At 41.7% G+C, this 21,653-nt stretch carries 23 protein-coding genes and 3 pseudogenes; 12 read left to right on the top strand and 14 right to left on the bottom strand.

Annotated elements, in window-relative coordinates; genetic code table 11:
* From HK413_RS08630 to HK413_RS08645, 5 genes are all read left to right on the top strand, one after another.
* Positions 1–251, top strand: a 251-nt coding sequence (locus tag HK413_RS08630) for a hypothetical protein (RefSeq protein WP_175269896.1), incomplete at its 5' end; no start/stop codon positions are given.
* 156 nt (positions 252–407) lie between these two features.
* Positions 408–536: a hypothetical protein gene (locus HK413_RS19755; protein WP_262886850.1), complete on the top strand. Its 129-nt coding sequence runs from the start codon at positions 408–410 to the stop codon at positions 534–536.
* A gap of 332 nt (positions 537–868) precedes the next feature.
* Positions 869–1,081, top strand: coding sequence for a hypothetical protein (locus HK413_RS08635; protein WP_175269897.1), 213 nt, complete (start codon positions 869–871; stop codon positions 1,079–1,081).
* Between the two features lie 267 nt (positions 1,082–1,348).
* A complete protein-coding gene (locus tag HK413_RS08640) occupies positions 1,349–1,582 on the top strand; it encodes a T9SS type A sorting domain-containing protein (protein ID WP_175269898.1) in 234 nt (77 codons plus the stop codon).
* A 583-nt stretch (positions 1,583–2,165) separates the two neighbouring features.
* On the top strand, positions 2,166–2,909 hold the full coding sequence (locus tag HK413_RS08645) for a hypothetical protein (protein WP_175269899.1): 744 nt from the start codon (positions 2,166–2,168) through the stop codon (positions 2,907–2,909).
* Positions 2,910–2,956: 47 nt separating this feature from the next.
* Here HK413_RS08645 and HK413_RS08650 read toward each other — a convergent pair whose 3' ends face one another.
* Complete coding sequence (locus HK413_RS08650; RefSeq protein ID WP_175269900.1) at positions 2,957–3,124, bottom strand: hypothetical protein; 168 nt, start codon at positions 3,122–3,124, stop codon at positions 2,957–2,959.
* A 34-nt stretch (positions 3,125–3,158) separates the two neighbouring features.
* Here HK413_RS08650 and HK413_RS08655 point away from each other — a divergent pair, with 34 nt between their 5' ends.
* The 5 genes from HK413_RS08655 (at position 3,159) to HK413_RS08675 (ending at position 8,342) form a co-directional block, all read left to right on the top strand.
* The gene (locus tag HK413_RS08655; protein WP_175269901.1) at positions 3,159–3,512 is read left to right on the top strand and encodes a hypothetical protein; all 354 of its coding nucleotides are present in this window, start codon (positions 3,159–3,161) and stop codon (positions 3,510–3,512) included.
* Positions 3,493–7,104 carry a beta strand repeat-containing protein gene (locus HK413_RS08660; protein WP_175269902.1) on the top strand — a complete coding sequence of 1,204 codons (3,612 nt, stop codon included), beginning with the start codon at positions 3,493–3,495 and terminating at the stop codon, positions 7,102–7,104. Before HK413_RS08655 ends, HK413_RS08660 begins: the two co-directional genes overlap by 20 nt.
* Before the next feature lie 50 nt (positions 7,105–7,154).
* Positions 7,155–7,364, top strand: a complete 210-nt coding sequence (locus HK413_RS08665; protein ID WP_175269903.1) for a hypothetical protein — start codon at positions 7,155–7,157, stop codon at positions 7,362–7,364.
* Positions 7,365–7,405: 41 nt separating this feature from the next.
* Positions 7,406–7,630: a hypothetical protein gene (locus HK413_RS08670; RefSeq protein ID WP_175269904.1), complete on the top strand. Its 225-nt coding sequence runs from the start codon at positions 7,406–7,408 to the stop codon at positions 7,628–7,630.
* A gap of 484 nt (positions 7,631–8,114) precedes the next feature.
* Positions 8,115–8,342 (top strand): T9SS type A sorting domain-containing protein, encoded by a 228-nt coding sequence (locus HK413_RS08675; protein ID WP_175269905.1) that lies wholly within the window; start codon positions 8,115–8,117, stop codon positions 8,340–8,342.
* Between the two features lie 116 nt (positions 8,343–8,458).
* On the opposite strand, the gene HK413_RS22165 is transcribed toward HK413_RS08675, so the two are convergent.
* Together HK413_RS22165 and HK413_RS08685 are read right to left on the bottom strand one after the other, a co-directional pair.
* Entirely contained in the window at positions 8,459–8,695 is a 237-nt protein-coding gene (locus HK413_RS22165; protein ID WP_175269921.1) for a DUF4136 domain-containing protein, read from the bottom strand.
* On the bottom strand, positions 8,695–9,168 hold the full coding sequence (locus HK413_RS08685; RefSeq protein ID WP_175269906.1) for a DUF4136 domain-containing protein: 474 nt from the start codon (positions 9,166–9,168) through the stop codon (positions 8,695–8,697). Before HK413_RS08685 ends, HK413_RS22165 begins: the two co-directional genes overlap by 1 nt.
* Before the next feature lie 189 nt (positions 9,169–9,357).
* On the opposite strand from HK413_RS08685, the pseudogene HK413_RS08690 reads away from it, so the two are divergent.
* A pseudogene (locus HK413_RS08690) lies at positions 9,358–10,646 on the top strand (HAD-IB family phosphatase).
* Positions 10,647–10,705: 59 nt separating this feature from the next.
* Here HK413_RS08690 and HK413_RS08695 read toward each other — a convergent pair.
* The 5 genes and pseudogenes from HK413_RS08695 to HK413_RS08715 form a co-directional block, all read right to left on the bottom strand.
* Positions 10,706–11,179: a universal stress protein gene (locus HK413_RS08695; protein WP_175269907.1), complete on the bottom strand. Its 474-nt coding sequence runs from the start codon at positions 11,177–11,179 to the stop codon at positions 10,706–10,708.
* A gap of 51 nt (positions 11,180–11,230) precedes the next feature.
* Positions 11,231–12,130 (bottom strand): alpha/beta hydrolase, encoded by a 900-nt coding sequence (locus tag HK413_RS08700; RefSeq protein ID WP_175269908.1) that lies wholly within the window; start codon positions 12,128–12,130, stop codon positions 11,231–11,233.
* Positions 12,131–12,171: 41 nt separating this feature from the next.
* Positions 12,172–12,621, bottom strand: coding sequence for an alpha/beta hydrolase (locus HK413_RS17500; protein ID WP_317169411.1), 450 nt, complete (start codon positions 12,619–12,621; stop codon positions 12,172–12,174).
* A 601-nt stretch (positions 12,622–13,222) separates the two neighbouring features.
* A pseudogene (prfB, locus tag HK413_RS08710) lies at positions 13,223–14,315 on the bottom strand (peptide chain release factor 2).
* A 172-nt stretch (positions 14,316–14,487) separates the two neighbouring features.
* The gene (locus HK413_RS08715; RefSeq protein WP_175269909.1) at positions 14,488–14,880 is read right to left on the bottom strand and encodes a hypothetical protein; all 393 of its coding nucleotides are present in this window, start codon (positions 14,878–14,880) and stop codon (positions 14,488–14,490) included.
* A gap of 296 nt (positions 14,881–15,176) precedes the next feature.
* On the opposite strand from HK413_RS08715, the gene pgi reads away from it, so the two are divergent.
* A complete protein-coding gene (gene pgi / locus HK413_RS08720; RefSeq protein ID WP_175269910.1) occupies positions 15,177–16,823 on the top strand; it encodes a glucose-6-phosphate isomerase in 1,647 nt (548 codons plus the stop codon).
* A 111-nt stretch (positions 16,824–16,934) separates the two neighbouring features.
* On the opposite strand, the pseudogene HK413_RS22170 reads toward pgi, so the two are convergent.
* The 6 genes and pseudogenes from HK413_RS22170 to HK413_RS08750 all read right to left on the bottom strand — a co-directional run.
* Positions 16,935–16,982: pseudogene (locus HK413_RS22170) on the bottom strand (hypothetical protein); the annotation flags it as partial.
* Positions 16,983–17,004: 22 nt separating this feature from the next.
* Complete coding sequence (locus tag HK413_RS08730; RefSeq protein ID WP_175269911.1) at positions 17,005–18,021, bottom strand: glutaminyl-peptide cyclotransferase; 1,017 nt, start codon at positions 18,019–18,021, stop codon at positions 17,005–17,007.
* The gene (locus tag HK413_RS08735) at positions 18,018–18,479 is read right to left on the bottom strand and encodes a YraN family protein (RefSeq protein WP_317169409.1); all 462 of its coding nucleotides are present in this window, start codon (positions 18,477–18,479) and stop codon (positions 18,018–18,020) included. Before HK413_RS08735 ends, HK413_RS08730 begins: the two co-directional genes overlap by 4 nt.
* Positions 18,463–20,322, bottom strand: a complete 1,860-nt coding sequence (gene dnaG, locus HK413_RS08740) for a DNA primase (RefSeq protein WP_317169410.1) — start codon at positions 20,320–20,322, stop codon at positions 18,463–18,465. Before dnaG ends, HK413_RS08735 begins: the two co-directional genes overlap by 17 nt.
* Before the next feature lie 309 nt (positions 20,323–20,631).
* Positions 20,632–20,856: an EamA family transporter gene (locus tag HK413_RS08745; protein ID WP_175269912.1), complete on the bottom strand. Its 225-nt coding sequence runs from the start codon at positions 20,854–20,856 to the stop codon at positions 20,632–20,634.
* Complete coding sequence (locus tag HK413_RS08750) at positions 20,847–21,485, bottom strand: DMT family transporter (protein ID WP_175269913.1); 639 nt, start codon at positions 21,483–21,485, stop codon at positions 20,847–20,849. The genes HK413_RS08745 and HK413_RS08750 overlap by 10 nt, the downstream gene beginning before the upstream one ends.
* Positions 21,486–21,653: the final 168 nt, after the last annotated feature.

Here is a 21,653-nt window from a genome sequence, read left to right on the forward strand (position 1 = left end):
GCGAAAACTTAAAGCCAAGCAGCGCTAATTTTACAGCCGGGAATTTCCGCGGTGTCAGCAAAATAAATACCGGTTCATCTTTACAATTGATGGTGATCCGGGTACATTTAGTTTGCCGGCGGGTAATGGCTTTCTTATTCTTTTTCAGAGGTAACCGTGCAACAAATGCAAGTACTTCAATAACCGCAATTGCCGACCCGGTTACACTAACATCAACCGGATATTTGAACCAGTGGAGACATTACCGTTAATCACTGGACAGGGGCCGCTTCAAGGAAAATTACTTTTACACTAATACTTCAGGTAATAATTTAATACGTGGCTATAATCTGGTAGGAAACCCTTACGCAAGTTCTATCGACTGGGACAAGGTTAATCAAAATCATGTAAGCAACACTGGTAACATTATGTACATATATAATCCTAAGTTAAAGGTTTATGCTACCTATATTGCGGGCCTTGGTGGTGTGGGTAGTAATTTTACAGGACTAACGGGCACGGCTAATATTATACCCAGCGGACAAGGATTTTTGTAGTTGCTCAAAATCAAAATGCCTCTATTACTTTTTCAGAGGATGATAAGGTTTCATCACAAGTTACCGCATCAGACTTATCATTAGCTTCAGCTGCTGACTCTTTAGATGTGCCGCGTTATTTGCGTGTACAGTTATTTAAAGATTCATTAAATCAGGAAGATGCGCTTGTGTTTTTAAAAATAGTACTCAGGCAACTTACAGCGTAACTGAGGATGCTAAATATTTAAAAGGCAATAGCCACGGTAAATATCTCTACCCAATCAAGTGACAATGTTAGCCTTGCGATTAACCAACAGGCGTTTCCGCAAAAACGTCAACTTATACCTTTAAATGTGACCATTACCAGTAACGGCACTTATAAATTAAGGATGCCCGAGGTAAAAAACATTCCCTTAATGTATGATGTATGGTTGTTGGATAGATATAAAAAAGATTCGCTGGATATCAAACACAATCCAAGTTACAGCTTTATTGCCAATGTGGCCGATACCAATAGCTTTGGTTCAAAACGATTTACCCGGTGTTACGCCCCAATCCATCGTTAACGGTACATTTATTAAACTTCACCGGCACAAAAACAGCTACGCAGGTTAAATTAACGGACGGCAGAAAATGAATCATCATACACACGATATATCCTTGAGCGTAGTATTGATGGTGGTAAAAAGTTCAGCACCCTTGATTCTTTAACATCAGCTAACCCGGGTGTTTATAATGATCTGGATCCAAATCCTGTTAAAGGGCAAAACCTATATCGTTTAAAACAAATAGACCTAACAGGGAATATTTCTTATTCGAGCATTATACCGGTAATGTATGCCGACAATGTTGTAAATAATATTACAGCCAATTTGATAAGTGTATACCCTAATCCGGTTAAATCAATGTTAAACTTAACTGTAACACCGGCTACTACCGCGACCGCCAATTATAAAATTACCATAACAAATACTACAGGTAGTTTGATAAAATCATCAACATCAAATAATCCCACCGGCAAGGGGATGTTAGCGCTTTGTCGCCGGGGACTTATTTCATTCAAGTAACAAATATTATATCTAATACAGTAACCGGCAAAAGCACCTTTATTAAAATGTAACCAAGAGTTACACCTATTGGCTGTAAAGACCAAATAGTACACAACCTTATATGATAAAAAATCAATACTCACTTTATTATTTTTAGTTATAAATACAACTATACTGCTAGCTCAGGGCCCGTTACCCGGAGGCGACTGTTCAGATCCTGATGACCCGGCTTGCATGCCTATTGATAATGGCGTTATTATTTTTGCTATTGGTGCTTTGATAGTTACTACATTATACTTGCGCCGCAAGCAAATAATAAGTATTAATAGTTAAAATAGTTGTCAATAATATTATTTTCAAAGCATTAATTAATTTAAACTACTTGTTTTAATATGTATTCTTTTTATCGGCTTCCGGCCTTTCTTTTTTTTTCGTTTTACTATCGTTAAAAAGCTGGCCACAGCAACTGTAACACCAGCAAGCCAGGGGCACAGGCATTTCTGCGGATAAATCTTCTGGTAGCGGCGCTGCAGCTTTTACTGCGCTTGGTGATATTGTAATTAGCAGTGGTGCAGCAGCCGATTTTACCATCGGTACTAATGTGACGCTGGTTCTTACGGCACCGGCAAATTGGCAATTTCAAGCCGGCGCAGGGGCAGCAACTGGGGCAGGTAACATAAGTGTAAGTTCTACGGTTGTAACCGGTACAACTATTACCATTACTTATACAGCCGGTGCAAACCTTACAGGAAATAAAATAACCATAAGCGGCCTATTAGTGCAAGCTACGGCTCAAACCGTTTTAGCATCAGCAAATATAGTTCGCAGCGCTACCAGCACAGGTAGTATTGCCGGGGTTTCGGGGAGTACAAATTTTGGCTCGTTATCACAGATAGGCGGTGCGTATGTAAAATTACAATTATTATTACCCGGCGAAACGGCTGCACCAGCAACAGTTTCCGGTAAAACAGGCACTCCAAACACCCCTGTAGCAGGTACTCAATTTAACGTTATTGTAAACGCTGTTGATGCTAACTGGAACGTAACAGCAAGTACCAATACAATAGCCATTACCGCATCAAACTTAAATGTTACTTTGCCCGCCAATGCTGCTTTAGTAGCAGGCACAAAAATTTTTGCTGTTACTTTAAAAACCGCAGGAGTGGCACAAACCATAACAGCTACTGATAATATCAGTACGCTTACCGCTACTTCACCTTCTGTAACACCAAATGCAGGCGCATTTAATAAAATGCAAATATTACTACCGGGTGAAAGCGCAGCACCGAACAACGCTGGGGAAAACAGGCACGCTGGCAGCCCGGGTAGCAGGCATATCATTTAATGTAATTGTAAACGCAGTTGATGCTAACTGGAATTTGGTTGCCTCTGTTACAGACGTGGCACACCGGCATCAAGCGATGCAAACGCTGTACTACCTGCTGACGCAGCACTTGTAGCAGGCACCCAAACCTTTAATGTAACTTTAAAAACAGCAGCATCCAAAACAATTACGGCAAGCGATGTTACCACACCTGCCGGGACAGCTAACACAAGCACGCCGGTTGTAGTAGGCAGTGCTGCGTTTGTAAAAATGCAAATACTTATGCCCGGCGAAACTGCTGCACCCGGATCTGCCACCGGAAAAACCGGTACACCAACAGCCCGTACGGCCGGAACCGCATTTACAATAATAGTAAACGCTGTTGATGCCTATTGGAACAAAGTACCAACCGTTACTGATATGGTACACATTGCAACAACCGATGCTAATGGCGTGGTACCTGCAGACATAGCCCTTGCTAACGGTACAATGACTTTTACTAATAAAGTTACCTTAAAGACACCCGTTACAACTACAACTATAACAGTTACTGATGTAACCGACGGTGCAAAAACGGCTGACACCAGCCCCGCGCTTACGGTTAATGTCGGCGCATTTTGTTAAACTTCAAATTTTATTAACTGGCGAAACTGCCGCGCCGGGAACAACTGCAGGTAAAACTGGTACACCAACTGCACAGGTTGCAGGTGCAACCATAAACGTTACTGTAAACGCTGTAGATAATGTTTGGAATGTAATTACCAGCGCTACAGACGTTGTACATTTTGCCTCCACCGATGTAAACGCTGATCTTCCCGCAAACACAGCATTAGTTGGAGGTACTATAAATTTAACTGCTACTGTTAAAACAGCTGGCTCAAGAACAATTACGGTCACTGACGTTACCAATCCTGCTAAAACTAATAATACAAGCGGATCTGTTACAGTATCAGCAGGAGCTTTTGTTAAATTACAATTATTGTTACCCGGCGAAACAGCTGCGGCAGGCACAGCTACCGGAAAAACGGGTACACCAAGTGTTGCATCGGCGGGTACTCCCTTAGCCGTAACGGTAAACGCAGTAGACGCGTATTGGAATAAAGTAACATCCGTTACAGATTTTGTACAGTTTACAACAACGGATGGCAATGGCGTAATGCCTGCTAACACACAATTAGCGTTAGGAACAAAAAGTTTTACGACTACTAATGGCCCTAATTTAAAAACACCGGGGATACAAACTATTACCGTTGCTGATTTTACCGACGGCGCAAAAACGGCTAATACCAGCCCGTCAATAACAGTAAATGTTGGTGGCTTTACTAAATTACAGCTGCTATTACCCGGCGAAAACGCCGCGCCAGGTACAACTACGGGTAAAACCGGTACACCTACTACTCCTGTAGCAGGCACACCAATTACACTTACGGTAAATGCGGTTGATGCTGCCCGGAATGTGGTAACCACTGCTACAGATGTAGTTAATATTTCCTCGAATGACATTAACGCGGTTTTACCAGCAAATGCAGCACTGGTTTCGGGCACAAAGACTTTTAGTTTCACATTTAGAACAGCTACTACTACCCGTACTATTACTGCTACTGACGTTACTAATGGTGCAAAATTATCCAGTGCCAGTCCTTCTATGACGGTTGCCGCCGGCGCATATACACAGCTTCAGGTATTACTTCCCAGCGAATCTGCTGCGCCGGGCACCATTGACGGAAAGTCAGGTACAGCTAGCCCGCCAGCCCGGGGTACCGCTTTTAACATAATAGTTAATGCTGTAGATGCCTGCTTCAATCTGGTTAGTTCAATAACACATACAGTAACCATTACATCCACAGATGCGGGCGCCACCTTACCGACACCAACCGCTTTGGTAAACGGCACAAAACAACTAAACGTAAAAATTGTGAGTAATACTACCTCACCCTATCCAACTATTACGGCTACCGATGGCGCTATTACCACAACGATAAGTGTACCGGGCTCCATAACTCCTACTGCAACTACTGATTATTTCAGAACTAAAACATCAGGCCTTTGGAATGATGCTTCAATTTGGGAAAGCTCGTCAAATGCTAGTATCTGGCAGGATGCCACTATAACCCCTACATCTGCAGCTAATACTGTTACCATACTTAATACACATGCCGTTACAGTTAGTGCCAGTGTTACCGCCGACCAGATAGTTGTACAAAGCGGCGCACAGCTAATAGTAAATACAGGGGTTACCCTAACTATAGCCAGTGGCGGTGCTGATGTTACAGGCACTATAACAAATGCCGGTGTAATAACACCTACCGGCACATTAACCTTTTTAAGTGGTGGTAAATATCAACACAACACCACTACTACTAACGGTACTATACCTGCGGCAACCTGGAACAATTTGTCGACCTGCGAGATAATTGGTTATACAAGTTATACAGGCACAATTTTAGGCGGGAACCAAACTTTCGGCAATTTCATATGGAACTGCCCCGGCCAAAACGTTGCCGGCAGTGGTGTATCCCTTGGCGGAACAGCAAGTGTGAATGACTTGACAGTGCTATCAACCGGTACGGGTAATTTTCAATTGGCTACTGCGGGCGGTACAATAACTATAAGAGGTAATTATAATCAGTCTGGCGGCACGTTAGTTTTAAATAATGCGTCCGGCACTACCAATTTTAACATAGCAGGTAACTTCACGCAAACGGGCGGGGCCATACAAAAAGGTTCGGGTTCCCATCTTATTTCCTTTAATGGTTTAACTACCCAAACCTATTTAAAATCGGGAGGTACGTTTTCTTCGCAGGCTATAAATTTTGCAATTAACAATGGCGCGACAGTAGATTTTGGCACTTCAATTATTGATAATACATCAACGGGGGCTTTTACACTAAATGGTGGGGGCACTATTATAACTGCTAATGATGATGGCCCGGCTTTGACAGGCGCAACAGGATCCATACAAAGTTCAGGAACCCGTAGTTATAGCACTACAGGCAATTATATTTACAATGGTGCCAGTGTACAAAGCATAGGATCAGGCTTGCCGGTAACGGTAAATAATTTAACTATTAGCGGCCCGGGTGCTACCATGCCCGCTACATCTGCAACCTATACTATTAATGGTACATTAACCCTAACCGGTAACCCGGATATGGGCACAAATATTTTAGGGCCAAGTGCAACATTTGCTAACACCGGTGCAGGCACTTTAAAAACTCAAAGCACGTCATTAACTCCTATCCCATCAAGCAAAACGTGGAATATAGGTGTAGAATATAATGGTGCGGGTTCAGACCAAACAATTGCATTGGGTACATATAACAACCTGTCTTTTTCGCAGGCTGCCGGGAAAGTTTTTGCGGCCGGTACAGTAACAGTAAATGGCAATTGGTCATCGTCAAACGGTAAAATAGATATCCTTACTAATGCCGCAACTGTTGCCTTTACCGGCACTAACCAATTATTGGATGATGGCGGCACAGACGCTGGCAATGGCGTGGTATTTAAAAATTTAACGTTTGGAAATAGTGGAACTAAAAAGCTTAATAGTGGTAATTACGCTATTTCTCCTTTAGGTTTGTTAACTATGTCTGGCGCTGCATTTTTAAATGCTAATTCTAATTTAACACTTTTAGCTGATGCCTCAGGCACGGGCAGTATTGGGCCGTTAACCAGTGGTGCTATCATAGGCAATGTTGCTGTGCAGACATTTATTACCGGGGGCGGCAGTTTAACTTACCGTGGATACCGGTTGCTTTCGTCGCCAGTATCTGATCCTCTGTCGGGAAATGCATATTATAATTTAAGTTATCTTAAAGGTAGTGAAAGCTACCTTACCGGTTCTGGTGGTCCGACTAATGGTTTTGACGCCTCCGGTGCTGCAACAGTATATCTTTATCGGGAAGATAAATTGCCCAGCACTTCATTTACATCAGGTAATTATCGGGCAATAACTGCCATTAATAACACCCCGGCTTACAATATAGGTACCATAGATGGCAATTTTAATATGCCAGTTGGTAATGGATTTTTATATTTTTTCAGGGGGAATAAAGGTACCAATATCAATACTGTACCAAACGATGTTGTATTAAATACTTCGGGCACTATAAATCAGGGACAAATAGTTGTTAAAAATTGGTTTAACTATGGCTCAACCGATTTAGCCTATTCAACCACCAGCGGTACCGCAACTGTAGAAGGTTTTAACCGGTAGGCAACCCATATCCAAGTTCAATAGACTGGAATACGGCTTTTGCAGGAACTATGAGTACAGGTATATATGCACCCAATACGGATCAGACTATTTACATTTATAACGCTGCCAGTAAAAATTATGCCACGTATTTAAACACAAGCGCTTCAGATGGAACCGGCACGTTGGGTGGTACCAACATAATCCCAAGCGGGCAGGGCTTTTTGTTCATGCTATTAGTAGTGGCGCGCAGCTTATATTTAATGAGTCGGCCAAAGTAAATGCGCATCCGGGTACCTTATTACTAAATTCGGCAGCACCGGTGACTAATCATCAAATACGCATTCAGTTATCAAAAGATACGATCAATAAGGACGAGAATGTGGTAATCTTTAATAACATTGCACATGACAGTTATGCCCTGAATGAAGATGCATTATATTTAAAAGGATCAGGTTCGGTAAGTCTTTCTAATTTATCGGGCGATAAAAAAGCATTAGCAATTAACCAGCTTCCTTTTCCTAAAAAACGCAGAGCATACCGTTAAATGTAGGTTTTACAGCTACGGGTACTTATAATTTAAGTTTTACCGCGTTAAATAATTTCCCTGACATATATGATGTATGGCTTATGGATAATTATAAAAAGGATTCATTGGATGTGAAACATAATACTGAGTACAGCTTTACTGCAAATCTGGCCGATACCAATTCCTTTGGTTCAAAAAGGTTTAAATTGGTTATACGCCCTAACCCGGCGTTAACTGTTCATTTGTTAAGTTTTACCGGCACTAAAACAGCCGCGGAGGTTAAATTAGCCGGAAAGCAGAAAACGAATCATCCTATACAAAGTATATCCTTGAACGCAGTATTGATGGCGGTAAAAGCTTCAAAACGCTTGATTCTTTAACGTCAGCTAACCCGGGTGTTTATAATGATCTTGATCCAAATCCTGTTAAAGGGCAAAACCTCTATCGTTTAAAACAAATAGACCTGACAGGGAATATTTCTTATTCAAGCATTGTACCGGTAATGTATGCCGACAATGTTGTAAATAATATTACAGCCAATTTGATAAGCGTTTATCCTAACCCGGTTAAATCAATGTTAAACTTAACTGTAACACCGGCTACTACCGCGGCGGCCAATTATAAAATTACCATAACAAATACTACAGGTAGTTTGATAAAATCATCAACATCAAATAATCCCACCCGCAAGGGGATGTTAGCACTTTGTTGCCGGGGACTTACTTCATAGAAGTTACAAATATCATACAAAATACTTTAATAGGTAAAAGCACATTTATTAAATTATAAATTGTAACCATAAAAAAAGCGTCCTGATTAATCGGGACGCTTTTTTATGTATTATAATTATATTGACTGGTTTGATACCGGGCTTACCTTACCCCTTCTGCTCCTTGGCCCCTGCGCATCGCCACTGCCACCTGCCGGTGCGGCTATTGATGGTGCTAAACTTAACTGATCTAAAACACCTGCTACTACCTCAGGTAACGCATCTATGTCTTTTTGATGATTACGATGTACCTCGCCTACGCCAAATCCGCGCCATACGATTTGTTTGCTCCGGCGGTCTATCAGGTCAATAATTAATGTACCTTCTTTATAATGGTCTGGCTAACGTCCATGCCGCCATATACAAATGGAGCGCCGTAAGCATAATAATAAGGCCGATAATAACCACCCCAGCCGCCCCAGCCACCGTAACCAAAGCCATAACCAAACCCATATCGCGGATAAAATCCGCCATACATAGGGTAATAATAAGTACGTGTACCCGTGCCAACTACACTTGAATAACTTACAATCAGATCCGGGTTGCGTTGACTAAGCGTTAAACCTTTATTCACTAAGGCTGATGTGGCGGCATCTTTAATTTTTGCATCGGCAACTATATTAGTATTTGCCTTATCATTATTACGCCCCATAGGCATCCAGGCAAACGTTCGGTACTTGCTCAAATTTGTCCGGTTTAAACCTGCAACATAATAATCATAACTGGTACAAGCTGATAAGCTTGCTATGAAAGATATTACCAGTAATCCAAAAATCGATTTCCTCATGGCTTAGTTATTTTATATTTATTAGACAAACCTTGTTAAAAAGGTTTAACACTAAATTAAGTTTTTGGACTTTATATTTTTGTTAAATCTTACAGTAATCAAACGAAAAAAACCAATCAAAAATTGCACATTTGCCTACCCGATGGTACCGCTAGCTTACGGGATATATATTTTTGCACATTAAGCAGCATGAGCCAGTATTTTATAATAGATTTTGATAGCACATTTACCCAGGTTGAAGCATTAGACGAGCTTGCCCGCATATCATTAAAGAACCATCCCGACAGGGAAAAAATATACCAGCAGATTGAGGATTTGACTAATGCTTCGATGGAAGCAAACTGTCATTTAGCCAAAGCCTTGAAAATCGTGTTAAACTTTTACAAGCTAACCGCGAGCATTTAAAGTTGCTGATAACACATTTAAAGAAAAAGGTTTCCACCTCATTTTCGCGTAATACTATATTCTTTAAAAATCACCAGGACGAGGTTTTGATTGTATCAGGTGGGTTTAAAGAGTTCATTATCCCGGTTGTTACCGAGTATCATATTAAAAAAGAAAACATCTACGCCAACACTTTCGTATTTGATGGCGAGGGTAATATTGTAGGTTATGACCGTGAGAACCCGCTATCGCAGGAGGGTGGTAAGGTTAAGCTTTTAAAGGAGCTAAAGCTTGAGGGCGATATTTATGGCATAGGCGATGGTTACTCTGATTTTCAGTTAAAGGAATCGGGCATGATCAAAAAATTCTTTGCATTTACTGAGAATATCGAACGTAAGTCTGTAGCCGAACGTGCCGACCATATCACGCCCAGCTTTGATGAGTTTTTATACATCAATAAGCTGCCGCGTGCCATATCATACCCCAAAAACCGGATCAAATGTTTGGTAATAGGCAATGTGGAAGAAGAGGTCTTGACGCAAATGCAAAAAGAGGGCTACAACATACGCCAGCGCGATACCATTGAAGAGAAGTATTTAGATGAAGCAGGTGTATTGCTTTGTGATGAAGACAACCAGCCAACGCCAGAACAGGTGCAAAATGCAGGGAGGCTTAAAGTAATAGGTTGCTTTGGTAAAGTAAATAAAAAACTGGCTGAAGCCGCTTGCGGGAATGGTATTATAATTTTTGATGATCCGAAGCACAACCCCCGCAACGACGACTTTTTACCTAAGCGTGTAATTGCTTTTATGAATGAGGGAAAAACCCATACCAGTTGTAATTTCCCCGACTTGCAGCCACCGCGTATTAGTAATGCGCACCGCCTGATACATATCCACAAAAACGTACCGGGGATATTGGCCAAAATAAATGATGTATTTGCCCGCCACAACATAAATATAGTTGCCGAGTTTTTGGTTACCAACGAGCAGATAGGTTACGTAATTACCGATGTAAATACCGGCTACGATACAGAGGTGCTTAATGAGTTAAAAGCGATTGAGCATACCATTAAGTTTAGGTTGTTGTATTAGAATCTAGTCCATAGTCGATAGACCATGGTCCATAGTTTTAATGAGAATCTTACTATTGTCTATTGATTTTCTTCAGGGAACGGCACTACTAATACAGGTACTTCTGAATGACGTACCACATGTTCGGCAACGCTGCCCATTAGCAGTCGGTCAATCCCTGTGCGGCTATGTGTGCCTATTACAATCATATCGGCACCAAACTCTTTACTACAGCTAATAATCCCGTCGGCAGTATCACCATATTCACTAAAATGAGTGATTTCTAATCCATCGCCGAATTGTTTTATCGTACTTTCTATAATGGCTTTTGAAGCATTATTTTGAATATTAATAATATCTACATCAGCAACCGAAAAATCTGTTGTCCCCATCAATGGGTCGGCACTGTTGTTATAGGGCATCATTACCGGTTCAACTATATGTACCAGCCCAACTTTAGCTTTAAATTTATGGGCAATGTCAAAGCCGTATTTGGCGGCGTGCTCGGCAAATTTACTATTATCTATCCCTATGAGTATCTTCTTGATCAGCATGATTATAAAGGTTTATATATTACATAAACAAATTGATGGCAATATGTTTTACTAAAATCCATTTGCGGCCAGCCAGCTTTTGGCCCAGTTAAACCACTCCTCTTTGCTTTGTTTGTTATGGATGCCAAATCCGTGTCCGCCGGCCTGGTAAATGTGCATCTCGCCTTTTACTTTGGCTTTTACCATAGCACTGTAAAACAACAAAGCATTTTCAACTGGCACGGTTCGGTCGTCTTCTGCCATCACAATTAGTGTGGGTGGGGTGTCAGCAGTTACTTGTTTTTCGTTGCTGTAAAGATCAACCAATTCCTGCGATGGGTTTTTACCTATCAAAGCATCCTTTGATCCCCGGTGAGTTTTATCACCGAAGGTTATAACCGGATACATCAGGATCCCAAAATTTGGGCGCAGGCTAATGTTAGCATTATTATCGATAACGGCTTTGTTAAAATGAGTTATAGCCGTTGATGCTAAATGCCCACCCGCCGAAAAACCTATGATACCTACTTTAGCAGGATTTATCCCCCACTCGGCCGCACGCGTACGTACCATTTGTATGGCGGCCTGCGCATCTTGCAGCGGGCCAATGGTTTTGTCAATCATTATCTGGTCGCTTGGTAAGCGGTATTTTAAAATAAAAGCGCTTATACCTGCCCGGCTAAATGCCTTAGCTATGCTATAACCCTCATTATCCATCGACAGGCCTCCATAACCACCACCCGGGCAAATAATTACAGCCGTACCGGTTGCATTGCTTTTATCAGCAAGGATAGGTATTAGTGTTGGTACACTTACAACACGTACCCAGCCATTGGCATCATTTTCTACATAAGTTGCCGGTGTAGGTTTTGAATTAGGCACACCACCGGGATATAAGGGTATTTGTTTAACATCCTGTGCCTGTGCGGATAGCACAATAAGTGTAAAAAAGGCGAAGATTAACTTTCTCATCAGTTTAGTCTATTGGTAGTTAAATTAAAATCCGTTGGTTTTTAACCAGCTTGCACACCAGTTAAACCACAGTTCGGGGCTTTTGGATTGATCAATCCAAACCCATGTCCGCCTGCACGGAACAAGTGCATTTCTGTTTTTACTTTATTTTTAAGTAATGCTTCGTACATCATAATGGAGTTTTGTACGGGTACGCCGCCATCGTCAGTTGCCTGCATTATAAAGGTTGGGGGTGTATCGGCCGTAACCTGTTTTTCATTGCTGTAAAGGTCTACCTGCTCTTGTGTTGGAGTTTTACCAATTAAATTCGTTCTTGATCCTTTATGTGCTTCATCGCCAAAAGTTATCACAGGGTAAGCCAACACCGCAAAATCAGGGCGAACACTGATTCCTTTGTTATCAATAACAGGTTTATTAAAATGTGTTTCGGCAGTTGCTGCAAGGTGCCCGCCGGCCGAAAAACCAAGTATGCCAATTTTAGCAGGATCGATACCCCGGCCGCCGCATTTTTACGAACGATCATAATAGCTGTCTGCGCATCCTGCAATGGGCCAATAGTTTTATCAACCATTATCTCGTCGCTTGGCAAGCGATATTTAAGCACAAAAGCGGTTATACCAATTTTATTAAACTCCTTAGCAACCGCATAGCCTTCGTGTCCGGCTGCTAAAATAGAATAGCCGCCACCCGGGCAAATAATTACCGCTGTGCCGTTTGCTTTACCTTTTTCCGGGTAAAACGGTGTTATAGTAGGGATGCTCACTTTCGAGATATGCGTATCTGCACTTATCGCCTCTACATAGGTAGCAGGCGTAGGTTTTGAATTGATAACACCATCAGGATATAAAGGGATAGCAGGCGCGGTGCCCTGAGCAAAAGACATTGTTACCATAGCTATTAACAGCAAAGTTGTGTAAAGGGGTTTCATAATAAAAGGTTTATACAAGTATAATCCTTTCTCTCATTATTTTCATTGTCATTTCGAAACGAAGTGAGAAATCTTTAACAATATAAAAATAGATGCCATGCATTGGCTATATGCATGGCGTTTAAGATTTCTCCTCGTTCGAAATGACAGGATGATTAAATACTTTAGCCCTTCGGCCCACCAAATTCCATTAAATAAGCTTTCAGGAAATCATTAAGATCACCATCCAATACCGCGGCGGCGTTTGATGTTTCGTGATCTGTACGCAGGTCCTTAACCAACTTATAAGGGTGCAATACATAGTTACGAATCTGCGAGCCCCATTCTATTTTCTTTTTATTGCCTTCTATCTTGTTAGTGGCTTCCCCGGCGTTTGCGCATTTCTATCTCGTACAGTTGCGATTTTAGCAAGCGGATAGCGTTATCCTTATTTTGCAATTGCGAGCGCGATTCCCGGTTCTTGATAATGATGCCGGATGGTTTGTGATATAAACGCACCGCGGTTTCAACTTTGTTTACGTTTTGCCGCCTGCACCGCCCGAGCGGAATGTCTCAAACTCAATATCGGCAGGATTAACTTCTATCTCGATAGTATCATCAACCAGCGGATAGACATATACTGAAGCAAATGAAGTATGGCGTTTAGCGTTGGAATCAAACGGCGAGATCCGCACTAAACGGTGTACACCGTTCTCGCCTTTTAAATAACCATATGCAAACTCGCCCTCCAATTGCAGCGTAACGGTTTTAACACCGGCCGACTCGCCTTCCTCGAAATCCTGCTCGGTTACTTTATAACCGTTCTTTTCGCCCCACATAATATACATGCGCATCAGCATGCCTGCCCAGTCGCAGCTTTCGGTACCACCCGCGCCGGCAGTAATTTGCAGTACGGCGTTAAACTGGTCCTCTTCGGCACTAAGCATGTTTTTAAACTCCAGCTCTTCAACCGCTTTTATAGCTATATCATATTGTTCCTGCATTTCGGCTTCGGTAGCATCGCCACTTTTAAAAAAGTCAAACATGACGCCGGTGTCATCAATTACCGATGCTACTTTCTGGTACTCGTCTGTCCAAACTTTTTTGTTTTGATGGATGCCAAAACCTTTTCGGCCTCTTTGGGGTGGTCCCAAAAATGCGGGCCAACGGTTATGTCCTGTTCTATTTTTAATGCATCAAGCTTCTTGTCGATGTCAAAGATGCCTCCTCAGGGAAATTAATCTATCCCTTAAATCCTCGGATCTGTTCTTTAGTCATGGAGCAAATATATAAAAAGCCTCACCTAAATCCTCTCCAAAGGAGAGGACTTTGATACAAAGCTTAATAAATTTATTAAAAAAAGCCCCTCTCCTTTGGAGAGGGGTTGGGGTGAGGCCAAAAAAGCCTGTCCGCATTAGCAAACAGGCTCTTCACAGATAAATGATATGTCTTAAGCTACAGCCAACTGGTTCAGCAAATTGTTCATATTATTGTTACCGCTTAGCATAGCAAGTAACTTGCCTAAACCAAAATCAGTGTTCTGGTCGTTTTTTGACTGCTGGATCAATTCCTGCATAACCGGCGGGATAAGTTCTTTCGCTATTTGCAAAGCTGCAGCAGGCTCAATTCCATAAAAATTGTTCAGCTTATTAGCAAACTTATTTACAGTGCTGTTAATTAACGGATTATTATAAATACCCGGGAACTGAAAATATTTCACCATATCTTTTAACTTACCGCTTTCCATCTGGCCTTTTAACACCTCTATGATAGAACTTGACGCATCATTCATAACAGCTTCATGATATTTTACCTGAATCATTGGATTTTGAACAACAGCCATCCCGGCGTTATTTTTAACAAGCATAAAAAGTTTTTCAAACATGGCAAAGCATTTTTTAAAGTCCGATTAACAAAATTGTGATAAATAGCTACAATATTTATCAACACTGCAAATATATTAAATATAAATTTAAAATATGATACTATATTTTACAACTTATTAAAAATATTACAATTTAATGAATTGCAAACAAACACGTTTATAATTGTGTTGAACTAACACGTGGGCCACTTAGTTTAAAATTTAATATTTAGCTAAATATTAAATTCTATTTTTGTTTACTAAACACACCAATTATGCTGCCAAATATTGATTTTACCACCACACAATCCTATAAATATTTAGCCGATCATTATATTGACGTAGTATCAGAAAGCCTTAAAGGGTTATTTGATTCTGATAATGAGCGATTTGCTAAATTTTCGGTTCAATTTGAAGAAATTTTACTGGACTATTCTAAAAACCGTATCACCGATCAAACTATAGCCTTATTACTACAGCTGGCTAAAGAATGTAGGCTAAATGATGCAATAAACGCTATGTTTAGCGGCGAAGTAATCAATGCTACCGAGGGTCGCCCGGTGCTGCATATCGCTTTGCGTAACCAAAGCAATACGCCAATTTTGGTTGATGGTAAAGATGTAATGCCTGATGTAAACAGGGTATTAAAGCACATGAAAGAATTTAGCGAAGCCATTATAACCGGATCATGGAAAGGTTATACCGGCAAAGCTATTACAGATGTTGTAAACATTGGTATAGGCGGATCAGACCCGGGGCCGGTAATGGTAACCGAGGCGCTTAAATCATACAAAAATCATTTAAACCTGCACTTTGTATCCAATGTTGATGGTACACATATTGTCGAAACTTTAAAAGGCTTAAATGCCGAAACTACTTTATTCCTGATAGCGTCAAAAACATTTACCACGCAGGAGACTATGGCGAATGCACACAGCGCACGCGACTGGTTTATTAAAAGCGGTGGTAAAGACGAGGATGTTGCCAAACACTTCGCTGCACTATCAACCAATGCTGATGGTGTTGGTAAATTTGGTATCGACACCAAAAACATGTTTGAGTTTTGGGATTGGGTTGGCGGTCGTTATTCCTTATGGAGCGCTATTGGCCTGTCTATAGTTTTAAGTATCGGTTATGAAAACTTTGTCGAACTTTTAAAAGGTGCCCATGCTATGGACAACCACTTTAAAACTGCCGAGCCACAGGAAAACCTGCCGACCATATTAGCTTTAATTGGTATTTGGTATAATAACTTCTTCGAGGCTGAGACCAATGCTATTTTACCATACGACCAATATATGCACCGCTTTGCAGCCTATTTCCAACAAGGAGATATGGAAAGTAATGGTAAACATGTAGACCGTAACGGTAAGCATGTAGAATACCAAACCGGCCCGATCATCTGGGGTGAACCGGGCACAAACGGGCAGCATGCTTTTTACCAATTGATACACCGGGGGACTAAATTGATCCCTTGCGATTTTATCGCTCCTGCCCAATCACACAACCCACTGGGCGAACATCATAACATGCTGTTATCAAATTTCTTCGCACAAACAGAAGCATTAATGAATGGTAAAGGCCGTGATGAAGTTGTGGCCGAATTAAAGGCAGCAGGAAAATCAGCAGAAGAGATTGAGAAGCTGGCACCATTTAAAGAGTTTGAAGGTAACCGACCTACTAACTCTATCCTGGTTAAAAAAATCACGCCACGCACCTTAGGTTCATTAATAGCTATGTATGAGCATAAAATATTTGTGCAAGGCATTATCTGGAACATTTACAGCTTTGACCAATGGGGCGTTGAGCTGGGCAAACAATTAGCCGGTAAAATATTACCTGAGTTAAAAGATAACAGCGAGATCAGCAGCCATGATTCTTCAACCAATGGTTTGATCAATCAATATAAGGCACGGCGGTAACCTCGCCCCCTAACCCTCTGAAGGGAAGCAATAAAAACAACAAATCCGCTTTGAATTTTTCAAAACGGATTTGTTGTTTTTACTATTAACTCCCCTTTAGGGGGTGGGGGCTTATTTCCTCACCAATTCAATCTGGTATACCCATGGCCATTTTTTGCCGGTTACAAAAAGACGTTTGCCTTTAGCATCCCGAGGCTATACCGTTTAATACGTTGTTGTCGTAGTCGAAATTTTTTGGTCTGTCAGCCTGTGGCCAAAGGTTTTCCATGTTAACACTTTGTAGCACCGCGCCTGTTTTTGGGTCGATAACAATTATGGTATCATAAGTATAAATATTTGAATAAATCTTACCGTCGATGTATTCTAACTCGTTTATTTGTTCAACGGGGCCGTGGTTATCATAAACGTCAATAAAGCCCGTTTGATGATAGTCATTCTTGTCTAACAACCAGATGCGGTTAGTACTGTCATCAAGATAAATTTTGTTGCCATCGTAAGTAACACCCCAACCTTCAATACCTACGTTGTTGTTAAACTGGCTAAGCTGTTTAAACGTGTTTTTATCAAACACAAAGCCCACTTTATCTTTGTAAGTAAACATTACTATTTTATCGTCTACAATAGCACTGCCTTCACCGAAGTATTTGTCGGCCAGCTTTTGGCGTTGTATTACTTTACCTGTTTCCAGTTCTACTTTCCTTAGTTCAGAATGACCGGCTTCGCCAGTACTTTCATACAAATATCCATCGTGATACAATAAGCCTTCAGTATAGGCAGAAGTATCATGCGGGAATTTTTTGATCACTCTATAAGTTAACTTCTCGGGGTCTTTACCTGATTTTAGATATATATTGGTTGATACATCCCGGATTTTGCCAGCCTGATAAATTTTAGCCGAAACTAATCTTGTACCTAACGGCAAGGTATCTGTCAGGATGTGTATATAAGATGAATCTTTCACCGAACCAATCCGCACGGAATCTAACGAGTATACTACCGAATCTACTTTCAATGATGCAGGGTATTTGGCCATGATCTTAACCGTATCACCCGCGCTATAACTATACGCGCCCGGCGAAAACAGTGTGATATCAACGTTATTAACCTGGTCTGTTGTACCGGTTTTATCCTTGCAGCCCGTACAGCTGTAAATAAAAAGCGCTGCTGCGGCTATAAAAATTAATGATCTGTTCTTCATAATGTATCAGCAGAGGGCCAAAAGGCATCCTCTATATGGTTTAATTTGTAATTTATTTTGTCGTTAAATAATATGGCGATGATATCAAACCGCACCTCGCCACGGTGATCCATCAGGTAGATGTATTCATCGGCAGCATTGGCTAACAGCTTTTGCTTACGCAGATCTACAAAGTCCTCGGGTTCACCAAAACCGTTGCCGGTGCGGGTTTTTACCTCGGCAAATATAATAACCTTGTCTTTATATGCAATAAGGTCTATCTCTGCTTTGCCGTGTGTCCAGTTTACGTCCAATATCTCATAACCGGCAGCTTCCAAATGCGCTTTTGCGAGGTCCTCGCCAAGGCGGCCAAGATCATTGTGCTGTGCCATTATTTTAATATTACCGATCCCGAGGTAATCAGATATGGTTTTCTCTACTTTCTTCATCCGCATGTATTGATTAAGCAATATATCCACGGTCCTCGTCAGTCACCGCGTTTTGCAGTTCCTTGCGCAGGTTATCCAGCATTTTGCCAACCTTATGCATTTTCAAGTGGAATATAGCCCCCAGTATAGTAGCCTTCATATTGGCCTGCTCATCGCTGATCAGGATTTTATGCATCTCGTACCAGTTTTCGCTTAACGTATATTTGGTAGCTATCAGTGTAACAGCAAGGTCCACTATCTCCTTATCAGGATAATGGATAAAGTGCTGATCTTCGGGTAATATGCCATTCTCCACCTCCTTACTATACAGTTCGATAAACTTCTTTGCTGCCGGATATTCAAACTCCACATCGTTCAATTCGGCTATCATAAAGGGGCCGATATAGGTATTGGCAATGCCATCCCAATCAATCATTTTATTGCCGTACAACAGCAGCAAGCGCACAATTTCCTTTTCCTGCGAGAAGGTCTCCTTTGGCTCCTCGGTTACTACCGGGTAGTCATCAACTGGATAATCCTCTACCGGGGTAAACATCCTGCCATTGGGTTGCTGCCCATCTTTTTTGGCCTTGGCCTGACGCATTTTATTCAGCTCAGATAGTAACGCGCGTTCATCTATCTGCAGGATATTACTGCACTCTTTAATAAATACAGAAGCCTTTATAGAGTCGGGGATCTTGGCTATGCTCTCAACAATATCCCGTATTACTTCGGTTTTCTTTATCGGGTCGTTACCTGCTTCTTTAAGCAGCAAACTGGTTTTAAAGAGGATGAAATCCTTCTTGTTATCATCAATATGCTTCTTAAAGCCTGCGGTACCAACCTGGCGTACGTAAGAATCAGGATCATGCCCGTCCGGGAACAGCACAACTTTTACGTTCAGCCCTTCTTCGAGGATTAAGTCCAGACCGCGTACGGCGGCTTTAATACCTGCCGCGTCCCCATCATATAGTATGGTAATGTTTTTGGTGAGACGGCCTATCAGCCTGATCTGTTCGACAGTTAATGACGTGCCCGACGATGCCACCACGTTCTCTATCCCCGCACGGTGCACCGATATAACGTCGGCATAACCCTCAACCAGGTAGCAGTTATCTTCTTCCCTTATGGCTTTCTTGGCGAAGTACAACCCATATAGTACGTTTGATTTATGGTAGATCTCCGACTCGGGCGAGTTAACGTATTTGGGCACATTCTTGTCGCTTTTCAGCGTTCGTCCGCCAAATGCGATGACGCGGCCGGTAAAGCTATGAATCGGAAACATCACACGCCCTCTATACCGATCGTACAGGTTCCCGTTATCGCGCTTAACAGATAGCCCACTATCAACCGGGAACTCTTCCTTATAACCTTGTTTCAGGGCCTCGCCGGTAAAGGCTTCCCATTGATCGGGCGAGTAGCCCAGCTCAAACTTCTTTATCGTATCGGCAGTAAAGCCGCGCTCTTTAAAATAACTTAAGCCTATGGCTTTGCCTTCGTCGGTATCCAGCAGGCTTTCGTGGAAGAACTTGGCGGCGAAGCCGGATACGATCATCAGGCTTTCGCGACGGTTATCAGCTTCGCGGTCCTCTGGCGCGTCAACGGTTTCTTCAACCTCTATGCCGTATTTCTTGGCAAGCCATTTCAGCGCTTCGGGATAGGTAAACTTCTCCAGCTCCATCAGGAAGGTAACGGCACTGCCGCCCTTGCCAGATGAGAAATCCTTAAAGATACCCTTTGCCGGCGACACCGTGAACGACGGCGTACGCTCATTAACAAAGGGCGACAGGCCCACGTAGTTGGCGCCACGCTTTTTTAACTGCACAAACTCGCCTATCACCTCCACAATGTCTGTGGCTTCCATAATGCGGTCGATAGTTGATTTTAGTATCATGCGTTAAAATGCAAATGTAGGGCAATTATTGGTTGCCGTAAATAATAGGCGTTAATTTACTAATATTTATTTGTGTAGCTGTGTTTGTTTCATGAAACAGGTGAAACAAATGAAACAAGTGAAACAAGATTTCGACTTAACGTACTGAATATAAACAAATTGCGAAAAACCATGAAACAAAATGAAACAAAATTCAGGATTTAACCGATTGATAATGAGCTTATTGCCAAATATATTAGTTGTTTAAACATACACTTATACTATAACCTGATTTATATAACTTATATAGTTATTAAAAACTAAGTCTGATCAAGCCACCACCTTCGGTTTCAAAAACGTAATCGCAATTCCAGCCAACACAATTACGCTTCCAATAATTTCAACAACACTTAGCTCCTCGCCTAACAATACCACAGCCAATAATCCCGTGGTAACGGTTTGACTAAGCAAGGCTATAGACACTTTGGTTGATTCTAACCTACTGATGGCATAGTTGATGGTTATCCACCCCGCCAACTGGCATATTATACCCATACCGGCAAAGCTGCCCCGGTTTTTAAATTAAAGTGCAGCAGCTCATCGCCCAAAATATTACTTACGATCAACAAATACACAAGCGAACCCAGCATGCTGTAAAACATAAACGGCAGCGTGCTTATTCGCTTTAAAACATCTTTGGTTATGTATATGTAAGTAGCATATAACATACTGGCAGCAACTGCCAGCACAATGCCCAGGTTAAACCTTAATTGCAGCACATTAGCTATGCCTACCAGTATAACCATGCCTGCAATGGCAATTGCAGTACCCAGCCAAAACAACCAGCCCGATTTCTTTTTAAACAAAAGGTAGCTTAACAGGCCCACCCAAACCGGGGCCAGGTTAGCTAATAGCGTCGATACGGTGGCGCTGATCATCTTGATAGATACGTTCCAAACGGCTACGTCGCTTGCAAAAACCAAACCGCTTACCGGGGCCAGGATAATGTCTTTGCGCTCCATTTTAAGGTTACCTTTGTACAGGCAATAAGGCAGTAAACATAGCCAGGCAAATACAATACGGTAAAATGCGCAAACCACCGGCGATGCATCGGCCAGCTTCACAAATATGGGTGAGAAAGAGATGAAGATAATGCCGAGTACCAGGCTTAGTTTGGGATTCATGATGCAAACTTAGTTAAAAGACTTACGAAGTTTTTTTAAACTTCGCAAGTCTAATTGCATATTACGATTTGGTAATCATTAATACTAATCGTAAATTAGAATAACCAATCATAACCTATGTATCACGCCAAAATCAAACAATATTTACCAACATTATTTTTGATGGTT

It is taken from the genome of Mucilaginibacter humi, from assembly GCF_013087555.1.